Raw genomic sequence first — 14449 nt, 5'->3', positions numbered from 1 at the left:
CGACAAAACGCCGAATCGGCACCGCTTATCTGACCGATTTCCGAAAACCCCGAGACGATCAGTCGAATTCTCGCGCGGCCAGCGCCCTGTGGATTTCGCGCCGCACCAGCTTGCGGACGTTGCGTGTGATCCGCTCACCCAGCACGCCCTGCAATTCGCGGCGCACAATCTCCGCCACCAATTCACGCAGTGCGTCCTCGTCGATTACCGACGCTTGGTCCGTCAACAGGTCGAATTCGTCGGGGCCAAGATCCTGTGCAAACGTAACATTGGCTACAGACGCTTCCCCGCCTGCCGTTTCGTCCACTGGCTCCGCCGCGATATCCAGCTGCGACTGATCGGCAGTCTCGACACCACGCGCACCATCCGTCTCGGGTGCAACCTTTTCCTCGGTCAGCGCAGCGCCTGCTTCGGCTGGCTCGGCCGTGGACAGGCTGTCGGACTTTTTCATCGCGTCAAGCCGATCGGCGCCCCAAGCATGGCTATGGCCGGTTTGATCGCTGACGTCGTCTTCCCAATTTAGTGCTTCGACCGGCGCGCCGGCATTCTCACCCTCGCCGTCACCATCGGGGTCCCAGTGATCGTCGCGAGCCGCAACCGCATCCTCCAGTTCGGCAATCCGGCTGGCGAGTGAGGTGCTCCCGGCCTCGTCGCGGTCATCCTCCGGCTCAGGTTCGGAATGGGAGAACTTAAGCGCCGTGAACAGCGCCTCCGTCGCTTCTTCTTCCTCGGCATCTTCTTCGGCCTTTTCCGCGTCTGCCTCGTCGGCCGCCAGGAACCCGGCCTCTTCAACCCCCGCCTCATCCTCGGCCGCATCCGCTTCACCGAAAATATCTGCCGTTGCCTCATCGACAGCATCGGCGACAATACCCTTCAGTGTCCTGCCGGTGTCGTTCTCGCTCAGGTCTGCGATCTCGGCCATTTCAGCGGCCTCTTCGACCACCGTCTCGGCCCCGTCATCAGCCCAATGATGACTTTCTTCCGGCAAGATCTCGGGTTGTCGCAACATGTCGGCAGGTGTGGCATCGTCCGCGTCTTCGGCGACGGGGACAAGTTGCTCGGGTGTCAACAAAAGCATGCCTGCGGCATCACCGGCGCCGCCTTTCGCGTCGCCGCTCTCCTGACGCGGTGCCGCGTCCTCGGCAGTTTCGGACTCCTCCGCGTCCCGCTCCGGACGACGCACCACTGCCCGCGCCTCGCTTCGCGCGTTTTCCGACACGAGACGGCGGATTGACGACAGCACGTCCTCGATTTCGACATTTGTCACGGGATCAGACATAAATGAATACCACTACTTGCCTCCCAACAAGTGTAACAAGGCACCGGGATTCTCACAACAGGAAGGGAAAACTCTACTCTTTGCCCAACGCTTTAAGAACACTGTCGAGTTTTCGACCCTGCTCGCTGTGAAGCGCCGGCGCATCCTTGACCATGTTGTAATAGGCCGCCGGATCGTACTGCGGCACTTTCAGCTTCATACGCTCGGCGGTCAGCAGACCCATCGCCGCCAACAACTGATAGGCGGCCGTATGCTCATCGATCGTGGCCGAGATCAGGTTGGCCTTGGCATCCAAAAGCTCTTGCTCGGCATCGAGCACGTCGAGCGTAGTGCGCGCGCCCAGAGTCGCCTCTTCACGCACACCGCGGAAAGCGACCGTGCTGGCACGGACCTGGCGCTCACTGGCTTGGCGACTTGCCCGGGCAACCTGCAGCTGCGCCCAGGCATTGCCCACGTTCTGTGCCAACGTGTGGCGCACGATATGCAAACCCGCCCGCGCCGCATCGCGCCGCGCCACGGCCTGGCGGGCGATCGAGGCCAGTTTGCCACCCTGGTAGATCGGCCCAGACGCTTCAATTCCGATCGAGCCACCATTGGAATAGGACGGGCCATCCAATTGCGTCGACACCCCATAGCGGCCGGTCAGCTTGATGCTCGGGTTGACCGCACCCTTGGCGGCCAGAATACCCAACTCGGCCGCCGTCACCTCATGCTGAACCTTGATCATCTCGGGATGGTTAGCCAGCGCCGTCGCCTTTGCGGCCTCGACCGATTTTGCGGTCTGTGGCACCCGCGGCAGCCGCGACAACCGCCCCGGCTTGCGCCCGACCGCGGCACGGAATTCCTCAATTGCCGCGGCCAGCCCACCTTGGGCGGCGGCCAACGACGCCCGCGCACCGGCCAGCCGTGCCTCAGCAATCGACACATCGGTGCGGGTCACCTCCCCCACCTCGAAGCGATCGCGTGCGGCACGCAATTCCACGGTGATCACACGCACGTTGTTTTGCCGCAGGTTAACGAATTCCTGATTACGCAGGATCTCGAGGTAGGCCTGCGCCGCGCGCAGCAGCACCGACTGTTCGGCCGACAAAAGAGCCTGGCGCGTAGCCAACACGCTTTCCTTGGCGATGTCGATCTTGATGCGGCTGGTGCCGAAATCATATAGCAGCAATTCGGCAAGGATCCCGACCGATGCATCCCAGCTTGCGTTACCCCGCGAAGCCGCAAGCGTGCTGACATAGGCCCGTCCCCAACTGCGGGTGATATCAGCCGACCAGTTTAGGATCGGCTTGAGCGCGGAAACCGCCTGCGCCACGTCTTCGTCGGCCACCCGCAGCAATGCCCGGTTCTGGTCGACGAGCCCGTTGTGCTCATAGGCCGAGGCCATGGCGTCGGCCAGCGTTTCGGCCGTGGCCTTGACCGGGCCCAAGGCCATCGCCATCGCCAGCCCCGCCACCGCCAGTTTCGCCTTCATTCGCGCAAAAACCATGTCCTGCTCCTGTCATCCTCTCGCGGCAGTACCGCCACCGCTCACAGGGTGAAAGCCTTGTGGCGTTCGAACCCCGGCAGCACGGGCGCGCCCGCATTGAAGGCAAAGCGCCAGTTCATCTTTCCGTCGATCTTGTAGCCGATCCGCACAACGCCCAGCGCCCCTTCGGCGAACAGCGCCGCCATACGGCCACCATCCTTGAGCTGGTCGGTAAGAGCTTGCGGAAGATGCTCCACGGCGCCCTCGATGCAGATCACGTCATATGGCCCGTGCTGCGCCGCACCTTCTGCCAGCGCCGCTTTATGCACGGCGACGTTGTCCGCCCCGTGCTCGGCCAACACGGTTTGCGCATCCTCTGCCCAAGCTTCGTTCTCCTCGACTGCCACGACAGCCTCTGCCATGCGCGCGATCACCGCGGCGGAATAGCCCAACGCAGACCCGATATCGAGCACAAGCTCGTCGCCCTGGACGTCGAGCGCATCGAGCATCTTGGCCAGCGTCCGCGGTTCCAGAACTACGCGCCCGCCTCCAAGATCGAGGTTTTCCCCGACATAGGCCGCTTCGCGCCGCTCCTCTGGAACGAAGGCCTCGCGCGGGACCGACAGCATCGCGTCTATCACTGGGAATTTGGTCACGTCCGAGGGGCGGACCTGCGTGTCCACCATCATCGTCCGGCGTGCGGGAAAATCGGTCATGGGAAAGGCCTGTTGTTCTGAGCAGAATCCTGTGGCCTCTCTTTCGCATATCTACCGGGCAGCGGCAATGTCTGGTGCACCCTTGCGGGGCTGCATCCGGTCGGTTCAACCGTCCGCGCGGCTATGGCAGGCATATCCGATCAGCTGAAATTGCCGGCAAAACCAGTTGACGGATGGCAGCGAAACCGCTTGCTTGGGATTGCCGACATGCACTCAGCCAGGGGAGGGCCGCACATGATCCGAATTCTTTCCACCCGCACGATCCGCCATGTCGCTTGGGCCGCGCTCATGGTCCTTACCGCCGGAGCACCACCGGTCGCAGCGCAGGACGAGACGGCCCCGGCCGCCGATACGGTGACCGGCCGCACCTTCGATGCGCCGGTGAACTCCCGACCAATAGCCGAGAAATTCTGGTGGTCCGACGACTGGTATGATCGCGGCGTGATCGAGGTGCCCGACAACTTCGCCGTCACCGAAACACGGGTCAGCTACACCAATCCTGCCGACGGCACCGAAGTGCCGGCGATTCTCTACCGTCCGGAAGGTGACGGCCCGTTCCCCGGCGTGCTGTTCCAGCATGGCCGACGCGGGCTTGACGTCTATGTCCAACGCCTAGCCCGACGCATGGCCGCCCGCGGCTTCCTGGTGCTGGCCCCGGATGTCTATGAGGCGCGTTTCATCGAAGTCTTTCCGCTCGAACACGACCCGGCAACCGAGGGCGACGTCGATGCCGGTGTCGATTTCCTGCTGTCGCACCCCGACCTAAAGGGCGACCGCATCTGCCTCTACTCCCATACCCGGGGCGGCTACTATACGCTGCGCGTCGCGGTCGAGTTCGCCCGCCAAAACACCGACGTGGCCTGCTATGTCTCGTTCTATCCGCACTGGCAGGATCCCAATGCGGTCGAGCCATTGCAGGTCTACCGTTACCACTCCGATCTCGACCGGCTGGAGATCCCCACAATGGTCTTCATCGGTGAATACGAACAATACCAGCGCCGCCGCTCGATCGAGACCGCGGTGCGCTTCATGAAGGAGGCGGGACGTGACGTGCGGCTCATCGTCTACCCCGGCGTCGGGCGTGGTTTCGACTTCCGTCCGCCAAATGTCCGCACCTTCGCCGACGACCTCGCCACCCGCGACGCAACCCTGCGCACCGCGGCCTTTCTGAAACGGCATCTCGAATGACCGGACTATCTGGACAAGCCTGGCAAAACCGGCAATAAGGCAGGCTCACACCACGGCGGCGAGTTGGCGGAGTGGTGACGCAGCGGATTGCAAATCCGTGTACACCGGTTCGATTCCGGTACTCGCCTCCAATAAAACCAATGACTTAGCGTCATTTTTGCCCTCAAAATCCCGATACACACCTAATGCACACTTTTGCTAGTGTGCTGCTTTGCGTCTATGAGGCTGAATCACTGTGTTGAACACAGTGTTTTGGAACACTGCCGCAAACACAGCTTTCCCCAACTCATTGTTTAAGAACGTATTTGCGAACACGGTTGACGAGCGGCGTTGAAAGAGACGCTTGGGTGTAGGCGCACTAAAGGCGCGTCGGAAACATCACGCGAACTTGAAAAGACTTGTGCGTGTGTCCATGTTTGTTGACAGCTGCGCAGCCTGGAGAGCTTGAGATGCCCTTGCCTTTACTTGCATATCCCGTCCTTCACTCCTCTGGCCAATGGATCGCCTATGCCGGTGCCGGATACGTCGCAAACACGCTTTCCGCTACATGGATTGGTGCCTTCATTCTAGGAAACTCCTCGCTGCTGGCTAGTGTGGGCCTCGTTTCCGGTGCGGGTTTTGCTGCTGCATCTGGAGCTCTCGCAGGATTTGGAGCTTCCGCTGCAGCGGGTCTTGGAAAAGCACTTACTGCCGTGGGGCTTGGTGGAGTTGCCTCATGGTTGGGCATCGCACCTACAGTAACTTTCCTCGGTCTGACGCCAGCGGGGTGGGCCGCGATCGGTATGGCTGCAGTTGTCGCGGTGCTGGGCGCAATATTCTCTCGGCGCTTTATGAAGAAACTCAACGATGAGCGAGTAAAGGGTGGGCTGGGCCCCATCACGGTTCGTCAGATCGTTAGTGAAGTTCAAAAGTTTGAAGGTGACGCGAAGCGACGAGTACTTGAGGCACTTGCACAGCAGGGCACCGATATTCAGATCGACGGCGACGATGTACAGATTTTAGGCCAAGTCTATTCGATCGAAAGGTTGAGATACCGGATCAACAAAGATGGGTCGGAAGAGATCGGTTACGTTACACGTCTCGGGCGGTTCGTCCGCATTTATCTTGTTAAGCCTGGTGATGAACCGCAGAGTGGCGACCCACTACCAATATGACACCCCAGAGGTCGGTTTCGCTGGAAACAAATCGACTGACTTTTCAAAAGTTGAAAATACCATTTCTCGCTGCGACGTAACCTTTTAATGCATATGAGTTCGAACAACCCTCTTGAGCCGCTTGAGACACGGCGCACTAGAGTAGCGAAGCTCGCTGATCAAGTTAGGTCACTGCAGGGGGCGCAGGAGAACCTCCAGAAGACTATTGAGAGCTTCAAAGCCTTTGAGCCAGATGTGCAAAAGGGTACCATCGAGCGTCTCGAACAAAGTGCAGCAGATCTTTCACGAAAGATCTCTGACCAAAAAGTCAATCATGCTAACTTAGAACGCCGCCTTCAGATCGCACTGGATGCCAAGGCAAATCCGATAGTTTTTTGGAAGTTTTTCAAAGCAGAACAGAAACAACTACGTGCGGAAGCAAAACGGCTCGCGGACAAGGTTTCTAAAGTTGAGCAGGAACTGTCCAGCAACGAAAACGCACTGCAAAAAGCGCGCTCTGACATAAGGCACGCCCAAAGGCGCATTTCAGAGCATGAAACCTTTGATCTCAAAGACGCGGAAACGAGACTTGGATCAGTCCAGACGCAACTACAGAGCACCGGCAGTGATCTAGCTGAAGCGAGAAGCGAACTTAAAGAGATTGAAGCAAAGATAAGTCCGCACACTCAGAAACTCGACAGTCTGAAATCCGAACTTCGCGAACTCAATGCAGACATTGCAAGAGCCGATCGTTTTGATCAAAAACTAGCCTCTGCGGCCAACAGTTATGAAAGGGCAATGATCCACCAAGACTGTGAGGCAGAATTTGGTACGGGTAGCCCAAAGCAGGTTATCAAAGACCGCAGAGGAAAAATTCGGCGGCTTGAAAACAATATCCCTAAACTAGAACGACGGCTTCGAGATGAACTTCGCAAACTGGATAGAAAGATTACTCACCTTCTAATCGACGGCAACAATGCGTGCTATGAAGGGCAGACTTTTATCGAACTACGCGGGATTTCTGCGCTCCTCAAGGGATTGGGTGACCGGTTCGAAGTCACCGTTGTTTTCGATGCATCAATTCGCGCTATGCTCAAGATGGATAACCAAGGCGTTGAGCAGATACTGGGCCCATCGGTGACGACCCACATCGTACCAACAAAAGACCAAGCAGACGAATATCTAATGAAGCTTGCCGGAACCAATAAAGGCGCCTTTATCCTTAGCAATGACCGATTTGGAGAATATCACGACTACGATGTCGTCAAGTCCAATCGTGTTCTTCGGTTTCTTATTGCCAACGGTAAGTTCATAGTCAACGATCTCGACGTTACCGTCAGCATATGATCAACTACCTTCATAATGAGGATCACCTTACGAAGCCTTGGGGTAATTCCCCCATTTTTCGAGGGGCGCTTCAGTAGAACCTAAGCTGCTTTCAGTTTCTGTATTGGGGTGCTTTCCCAACAAAACCCTAGGGTCAGGACCCATTGATTTCTGACTGGCAGCGTGATTCACGGTTCGAAAAGCGAGCGGTGAACATGTCTGATCTTTTCTGGTTGAGCGACGCGCAGATGGCGCGCCTTGCGCCTTTCTTTCCTAAATCCCACGGCAAGCCTCGCGTCGATGATCGGCGCGTCCTGAGTGGGATTATCTTCATCAATCGCAATGGCTTACGGTGGCGTGATGCACCCGCCGCTTATGGCCCACACAAGACGCTGTACAACCGTTGGAAGCGGTGGAGCGACAAGGGCGTCTTTGCCCGGATGATGGTGGGTCTGGCTGCCGAGCACGACGAAGAAAAGACCGTCATGATCGACGCGACCTATCTCAAGGCCCACCGAACAGCGACCAGCATGGGCGTGAAAAAAGGGGGCGTGGACGCCTGATCGGTCGGACCAAGGGCGGGATGAATACCAAACTGCACGCCGTCTGCGACAGCCAGGGCCGACCGCTCAAACTCTTCGTCACGGCAGGACAAGTCAGCGTTTACATCGGCGCCCGCGCTTTGGTGGGCAGTTTGCCAAAGGTGGAATGGCTGCTGGGAGACCGAGGATATGATGCCGACTGGTTCAGAGAAACATTGAAAGACAGAGGGATACGCGCCTGCATCCCCGGCCGGAAACAGCGGAAGAAACCGGTGAAGTACGACGAGCGCCGCTACAAACGCCGCAACCGGATCGAGATCATGTTCGGCAGGCTGAAAGACTGGCGACGCGTGGCAACGCGATACGACAGATGCCCCAAGGTCTTCCTCTCAGCCATCGCCCTTGCTGCAACCGTCATCTTTTGGCTATGAGTCCTGACCCTAGGTCAAGGGCCTGGTTTGCCTGACCCCGGCTGAGATTGCAGTCTTACTCCGGCCAGTGAACCGTTTTGCTAGCATTACTCCGTTCGTAGGGACTTGCTATTTCGAGGATCAAATACGCGCATAAGGTATTACACACAGCGAGCCAGTAATTCGGCTGGCAATTTGATAGAGAAACTGGCGTGGACAAAGCGCGCAAGCCTCTGTCACGGACTGACGAAGGTCGCCCGCAAGCACATCGCTGATTTCAGTTGGGCGATACCTTGCCGCAGTACCCAGATAGTACATTACAATCAGCGCGTTGCAGAGGTGGTGATATGCGCTTGGTGAAAGGTCTAGGTAATATTGGTAGCCATTGCGAGTAAGTATGGAACAGATGTCAAAATCCTCATACTCGGCAAGTATAGAATTGTAAGCTCTGGTTAGGTTCCTCCAATTGGCAGGTGTCCGCGTCCTTTGGCAGACAAGCCAAACTTGCCCGTTATGCGCCTCGGGAGGCCGAAAGTATTGCTTCCTTTTGCCTTTGAAAATTCTGCCATGTGTGACTAAACCCTCCGCTTTCTTGTCGTACACCATAGCAGTCAGTAATCGTCGATGACTTGAGTCCGTCAAAAATTTGACGTCGATTGCGAGGAACCTATTTTTCTCATCCGGCGCAAACGACTTGCGAGCAGAGTGCAACTCTGGGACTCCTGCAATTGCATCTTCCACTGAGACGCTTGTTTCAGCAGCTACCGGAGTACCGAGAAGGCGTGCAAACTCGGCGAAAATCGAAACTTGACCAGCGCCAGGGTTCGATACTTTGACTTTTCTCTTAGTACCCAAAGGTAGCGTAAGGCCGTGATGCTCGTATGTTCTTTCAAGCTCTACTCCAGAGATGGACAAAACTACTTTGGCCATATTGAGCATGCCATAGTACAGCAGTGTCGCCTTAGCGGGCAGATCAGCGGCATCTGCCGCATTGTAAAAGTTCTGAGCCAGCTCAAGGAAAAAGATTGCTCGGTCAAAATTCTTCTTGTTCTTGCCGCGTCGTTTGTCGTGACCTCTCAACAAAAAACTGTGCGTATAGGACCACGGATCAGCAGTAAGCGCATAGTCGGCACCTGGCGGTATGGAGATATGTGAATACCTAAGCGGTCGATAATTCGTAAGTGCCGCTTCGTATCCATCAATCATCCCAATCTCCTTGCTTCCTAATCGCACCGAGTAGTGGTGTGAACGATCTCTCCGCAACCATTTCGCACACCGGAGAACCAAAAGACAAACCATGGGATAGCGGTTTGCTTACACACTACTAGATCGTAAGCTACGGACAAAGAGAGCAGAAAGGCATGTCGCAGGGCACGAAAACTATCCGCATCAACGAACGCGTTCGCCTGGACAAGCGCGAGCGCAGCTCAAAGTGGCAGGCTCGCGTGAAGCTGGCAGACGGCACGTGGCACCGTTTCTCCACCAAGACTGAAGATCAGGACAAGGCCACAGAAGTGGCGATGAAGTTCTTCTACACTGCCGAGGACCGGCTGAAGAACAACCTGCCCCAAAGCACCCGGAAGTTTCGCCGTGTGGCCGAGTTTGCACGAGATCGGATGCAGGCGGAGCTGGATGCGGGTGGCGGCAACATCGTCTTCAAGGATTACATCACCGCCATCGACAAGTACCTGGTGCCCTTCTTCGGCAACTATGATGTTGCGAATATCGATACCAAGGCGCTGATCGAGTTTGGCAAATGGCGCACTCAAGAGCTGGGTCGAAAAGCACACCACAGCACCATTAACACGCACAACACAGCCCTGAACCGTGTGTTGGATGAAGCGCAGGAGCGCGGCTGGATCACGCATTCTATACGCCCCAAGCCAATCAACGACGGCACAAAAACCGAAAGCCGTGGCAGCTTTACACCTGAAGAGTACAAAACGATCTACACAGGCCTGCGCTCTTGGCACAAAGCAACCAGCAACGAGAAAACCGCAGCCACACGAGAGGTGCTGCGCAACTATGTGCTGATCCTCGCCAATACCGGGATGCGGCACGGGACCGAGGCGTTGAACCTCAAGTGGAGCAACCTCCTTTGGGTCAACGATGGCAAGGACATCTATTTAGGCATCTATGTTGACGGCAAAACTGGCAAACGACCTTTGATTGCGCGAGATCGCGCAATCCGCCCACTTGAACGCCAGATCGAGTTGAACCCGCAATTAACGGGCATGAACTTGGGCGAAGTGATTGACGCCAAGATCGACGATTACGTGTTCAAAACACGTGATGGCGAACGGGCTGCTCGAGCAAATCTTTCCAGAAACTTCGAAAGTTTCTTGGAGGCAAACAAGCTCACGCACGGCGCAGACGGCAAGAAGCGCACTCTGTACAGCTGGAGGCACTTCTATGCCACGCTGGACCTACAGCGTGGTGTCAGTACGCACGCGCTAAGCCGACAAATGGGCAGCGGCACCGGCGTGATTGACCGCTTCTACAGCAAGCTTTCCCCTTTCATGAATGCCGCACAACATTCTGGACGCGCAGATCAGGCATTGCGGGACGCAGTGAAGGCAGATGCAAAGGCCAGCGACGAAAACACTGTGGTTGAAAACACTTCCGCAAACGCCGTTGAAACGCCAGAAACCACTACCCTATCCGCTGCCGAAAAAGCTTTCGACCTGTTTGACGCAGGCAAACTTTCTGAACCTGCTCTGCTCGTCGCGCTCGGTGTAGGGCGTGATGGGTATGAGCTAGAGGAAGCTCTGCGAGTGCGGGCGCTGTCTGCATTTGAGGAAGAGCGGCTGAGTGAGGATGGGCTGATCAAGGTGCTAGACGGCTGACTGATTGGCCATTTGCACTGCGCAGAAGGAGAAACTTAGATGGGAATAGATGATACAATCGACAGGTTTAAGGGTCGCGAAGCCGAGTGGGCAGCACTTTGCGCCTTTGACGGTATTGAAATGAGCGATGAACAGTTTCTCCCTGAACACGCACCAGAACTCATTGAGGCGGTTTGGGACTTCGTTACTCAGACCTGTGAAGAAGAAGGACTCGAGGTACCAGCAAGATCAGCCGCAATATCTGAGCTTAAGAAGTTGATTTCGCACGGCTGCGGCGATTAGCCTGCAAAACATGCACGTACCAATCATACTTTTGGAAGAAACTGCTGCCAAATGCCTCTACGCCACTCAGAATGATGAAGAGCAGTGGTCCTATCTTTTCAGGACTGAGGGCAATCAGGAGTTTTGGTATTACACGACAGATGATCTCGAGGACTTAGAAATTGAAGTCGCTGATTATGGCCAAGACTTCTTCACTGATTTTGACAACCAGCGGCTGGCTCAAATCTCAAATGGTGAGGACGAGCCGAGCCCAGAAGAGCTTTCCAAACTAAGAAAAACAGTCGCACGCTGGCAGCTTGAGCAAGGTTATGATGACGCACGCACAGGCTTTATTGTTCCAGTCTCAGTGGGTTCCGTCGTAGCAGGATATGCCGTCTTCGACTGCGGCAGAATTGAAGGTTTTGATGATCCTGCGCTGGTCAGCGCCTATCACTCGATAGAAGAAGCGCGCAAAGCCGCCCGAGACATGGGCGAAGTCGTTCATATCTTCGTCTAAAACCAAATTGGCGTAAGCGTTTACTACAATAACTCAACCGCCTGGCTGAGCTGCTAGGCGTTCACGTCGAAATAACCTTGCGTTGGGCGGACGTCATACGTGTTGTTCAGTTCGAGAATTCTTACGTTTCGGGCAGGCGTACACGAACGGGACTCGAGTAGTCGCCCTTATGATCCCAAAGACGCTTTGCTCGTTGAGCTATGGCACTGAGATGTGGGTTTCGTAGGTCGGCGGCTCCTACGAGTATTATGAGATGCGCCTGCGCACGAGAGGCAGCGACATTTATCAAGCGTCCTCCAGTGTCGCTGTTCAAAAATGGGCTTCCGGCGTCGACTGGATCGAATATCACGATCTTCCTTTCACTACCTTGCGCACGGTGAACCGTACTGACGCGTATGTCCCTCCGCCCATCTCTACCAAGCATGGATCTGATTAGCGCCCTCTGAGCGCGAAATGGCGTGAGCACCAAAATGTCGTCGGCTTCCACGTAGGAACTCAACAACTCATTGACGTATGCAGAAACAAGCTGTGCAGACTGAAATCGTATCTTGCCATTATATTTCTTCGACCAGGTTGCATCGCCCGCGCGGTCATCTACCAGAACCCGAGGAATTTCTCGCCCGTCTAAGTACCAAGGAGAACGACCCCGCCTCCACTCCTCTTCGCACTTTGCCTTCCGGCAGACAACAAGCCGATCCTCGTAGAAAGTGTGGGAGACGACGTCACACACGCCAGCACACATCCGCGACTGCTCGTTCAAGAAGACGTTTGGTGCATCTTTAAAAACGTCAAACGCGGTCTTGCCAAGAACAGCTTCAACCGATGGATCATTGCTTTGAACTATCGGAGCAAGCTGGTTTGGGTCACCTGCAAACGTTGCACATTGCGCTAAACTTGCTGCCATAAGTGCAGCCGGTAGCATTATTTGACTAGCTTCGTCGGCGATAGCGAAGTGCCAACGTTGTCCTCCCGGCCGCGCGAAACTGTCGAAGTGTAGAAATAAGGTATGTGTAGTAGCAGCCACGACCCGAGAAGAAGCAGCTATGGTCGCAACATCTGTCTTCAGATTGGCACGAGCAGCTTCGATTTTTTCCTTCCAGGCCACATACTTTTCAATGTCAGTCTTAGATGGTTCCTCCAGTTCAAGCATAGACACTTTAAGAGAAGCTTCATAAATCCCCTTAGCCAGAAGGTGATCCCGCCCCCGAAACTTTTTCGTTTCGAACCTTGAACCTACCCGCTTCATGGTGACACGAAGATCATCCTCTCCGATGCGAGCAAGCCATTCGTCTGCAGAAATAAGTGCTGAGTCTACCGCTGTGTTTGTAGGCCCAGTAATAAGCACCTTCGAGTTCCGGAACCTTACAAGAAGGTAGGCAATCATCGCGCCAATCGTGAAGGTCTTCCCCGTCCCTGGCGGACCATGAAGTAGACCAATGCGATCTAGCGGAAGCGAGATTGCCTCCGCCTGGCGTTTCCTTAGGACAGAGAAGGAATTTCCGAGTGACCTAGGCTCGGCCACAGCCTCCCTTGCGCCACGTCTCATGACCGCAGCAGCTTTCTTCCGCATGTTTTTGTCTTGCCAAAGCTCAATTAACGGCGTCAGAAAATCTTGCGGATACAGCATCATATAATCGTTAGCGTCTGGAAGCTGACCTTGCACGAAGCGCAAGGTGAATTCACCTCGCTCTGGATCAACGACGACAACCTCGCCTCGACCGCCAGTCTCACCGAACCAAACGGCTTTTGAGCCCTCAAGGCTTTCATCCAGCGCTGAGCTCTTTCCGCCCTCGCGGCTTGGCTCAACTGTTAAGATTGCCAAGAGGCCTTGGCGCCGAGCAGAAAGTACCTTGAACGACAAACCACGTTGAGCAGCCGTGCGCTCATCCTCGAGGCTTGAAAGAATTCTCTCGGTGGTAATTGCCATCAGTCTGTAACCTGGCGTTTCACGCCGGGCTCAATCTCATCACTGCTCACCCTCATTAGATCAAGAGATCTACAAGTGTAAGATAGAGCGAAGCCCTTCTTTACTCTAGTGTTTTTCCTACGAGCTAATGTCTCTCAAGCATATGTCGGTAAACGAAAAAGTGGATTTGATCGACTGGAAACATCAATAGCGACCTTGCGCAAAGGCATTGTCTTGCCTGACTTAACGTTATAGTAGCTCTACGGCTTGGGCTAGCTGCTCTGCATTCACGTCAATGTAGCGCTGTGTCGTGCTTATATGGCTATGACCCGCTAGCTCAGCCAGCAAACGCACGCCGACACCCTTGTTCGCAAGCCTTGTGATGTACGTCCGGCGACCGCTGTGACTGCTGGCGTCCTTGAACCCACAAGCTTTGTAGATGTCGAGGAACAGCTGACACATGGTGTTAGCTGAGAAGTGCCCGCCCTTTTGGCTCTCGAAAAGAGGATGAGCTGGATCGTTCAGGCGGATCGTGTCGCCGTATTCGCTGAGCGACCGGCGCAGACGCTGGCTCAGATATACAGTGCGTGTCTTGCCACCCTTGCTTTGCGTCGCGCGAAGCACGAACTGCTCACGCACAGCGCCTTCATCGTCAAACACGTCGCCCACCGTCAGCGCTGCGATCTCCTTGGCCCGCAGCCCTGCGTAGAAGCTGACCATTATTATCGTTTGGTCTCTGACCGGATGACGACGACTGCGGCAGTAGTGTAAAACGCGACGCAGTTGAGCTTCGTTCAATGTCTGAGCTTGGCGCATGGCAGGACCTCCGAAAATCTAATCCTTTGCTGCAAACAACA

General features: G+C 55.7%; 13 protein-coding genes and 1 tRNA gene. 8 read left to right on the top strand and 6 right to left on the bottom strand.

Going from position 1 to position 14449, the window contains the following annotated elements:
* Window positions 1–58 precede the first annotated feature (58 nt).
* The 3 genes from NO357_RS20600 to NO357_RS20590 all read right to left on the bottom strand — a co-directional run bounded on the left by NO357_RS20600 (window position 59) and on the right by NO357_RS20590 (window position 3463).
* Complete coding sequence (locus tag NO357_RS20600; protein ID WP_306737645.1) at window positions 59–1279, bottom strand: hypothetical protein; 1221 nt, start codon at window positions 1277–1279, stop codon at window positions 59–61.
* 73 nt (window positions 1280–1352) lie between these two features.
* Window positions 1353–2768: a TolC family outer membrane protein gene (locus NO357_RS20595; RefSeq protein ID WP_306737644.1), complete on the bottom strand. Its 1416-nt coding sequence runs from the start codon at window positions 2766–2768 to the stop codon at window positions 1353–1355.
* Between the two features lie 41 nt (window positions 2769–2809).
* Window positions 2810–3463, bottom strand: coding sequence for a protein-L-isoaspartate O-methyltransferase family protein (locus NO357_RS20590; RefSeq protein WP_306737643.1), 654 nt, complete (start codon window positions 3461–3463; stop codon window positions 2810–2812).
* 234 nt (window positions 3464–3697) lie between these two features.
* Between NO357_RS20590 and NO357_RS20585 the strand changes: the two genes are divergently transcribed.
* The 5 genes from NO357_RS20585 (at window position 3698) to NO357_RS20565 (ending at window position 8083) form a co-directional block, all read left to right on the top strand.
* Window positions 3698–4651, top strand: coding sequence for a dienelactone hydrolase family protein (locus tag NO357_RS20585; protein ID WP_306737642.1), 954 nt, complete (start codon window positions 3698–3700; stop codon window positions 4649–4651).
* A 57-nt stretch (window positions 4652–4708) separates the two neighbouring features.
* Window positions 4709–4782: transfer RNA gene (locus tag NO357_RS20580), tRNA-Cys, on the top strand.
* A gap of 318 nt (window positions 4783–5100) precedes the next feature.
* Complete coding sequence (locus NO357_RS20575; protein ID WP_306737641.1) at window positions 5101–5805, top strand: hypothetical protein; 705 nt, start codon at window positions 5101–5103, stop codon at window positions 5803–5805.
* Window positions 5806–5892: 87 nt separating this feature from the next.
* Window positions 5893–7131 (top strand): hypothetical protein, encoded by a 1239-nt coding sequence (locus NO357_RS20570; protein ID WP_306737640.1) that lies wholly within the window; start codon window positions 5893–5895, stop codon window positions 7129–7131.
* Window positions 7132–7325: 194 nt separating this feature from the next.
* Window positions 7326–8083 (top strand): IS5 family transposase gene (locus NO357_RS20565; protein WP_306737639.1). Its coding sequence is split into 2 segments (ribosomal slippage): window positions 7326–7662 and window positions 7662–8083, totalling 759 coding nucleotides; the frame shifts between segments, so codons are not numbered across the junction.
* Window positions 8084–8203: 120 nt separating this feature from the next.
* Here the strand turns inward: NO357_RS20565 and NO357_RS20560 are convergent.
* A complete protein-coding gene (locus tag NO357_RS20560) occupies window positions 8204–9268 on the bottom strand; it encodes a YaaC family protein (protein WP_306737638.1) in 1065 nt (354 codons plus the stop codon).
* Window positions 9269–9423: 155 nt separating this feature from the next.
* Between NO357_RS20560 and NO357_RS20555 the strand changes: the two genes are divergently transcribed.
* From NO357_RS20555 to NO357_RS20545, 3 genes are read left to right on the top strand one after another with little or no spacing between them, the layout of a single operon-like run.
* Window positions 9424–10908, top strand: a complete 1485-nt coding sequence (locus NO357_RS20555; RefSeq protein ID WP_306737637.1) for a tyrosine-type recombinase/integrase — start codon at window positions 9424–9426, stop codon at window positions 10906–10908.
* A gap of 39 nt (window positions 10909–10947) precedes the next feature.
* On the top strand, window positions 10948–11190 hold the full coding sequence (locus NO357_RS20550) for a hypothetical protein (protein ID WP_306737636.1): 243 nt from the start codon (window positions 10948–10950) through the stop codon (window positions 11188–11190).
* Window positions 11191–11200: 10 nt separating this feature from the next.
* The gene (locus NO357_RS20545; protein WP_306737635.1) at window positions 11201–11686 is read left to right on the top strand and encodes a hypothetical protein; all 486 of its coding nucleotides are present in this window, start codon (window positions 11201–11203) and stop codon (window positions 11684–11686) included.
* Window positions 11687–11807: 121 nt separating this feature from the next.
* On the opposite strand, the gene NO357_RS20540 is transcribed toward NO357_RS20545, so the two are convergent.
* Both NO357_RS20540 and NO357_RS20535 read right to left on the bottom strand, forming a co-directional pair.
* Window positions 11808–13613, bottom strand: coding sequence for a DEAD/DEAH box helicase (locus NO357_RS20540; protein ID WP_306737634.1), 1806 nt, complete (start codon window positions 13611–13613; stop codon window positions 11808–11810).
* Window positions 13614–13841: 228 nt separating this feature from the next.
* Window positions 13842–14408 carry a tyrosine-type recombinase/integrase gene (locus tag NO357_RS20535; RefSeq protein WP_306737633.1) on the bottom strand — a complete coding sequence of 189 codons (567 nt, stop codon included), beginning with the start codon at window positions 14406–14408 and terminating at the stop codon, window positions 13842–13844.
* Between the last annotated feature and the right edge of the window lie 41 nt (window positions 14409–14449).

Source organism: Marimonas arenosa (genome assembly GCF_030848945.1).
Lineage (GTDB): Bacteria > Pseudomonadota > Alphaproteobacteria > Rhodobacterales > Rhodobacteraceae > Marimonas > Marimonas arenosa.
This window is presented reverse-complemented; position numbering and strand designations above follow the sequence as displayed.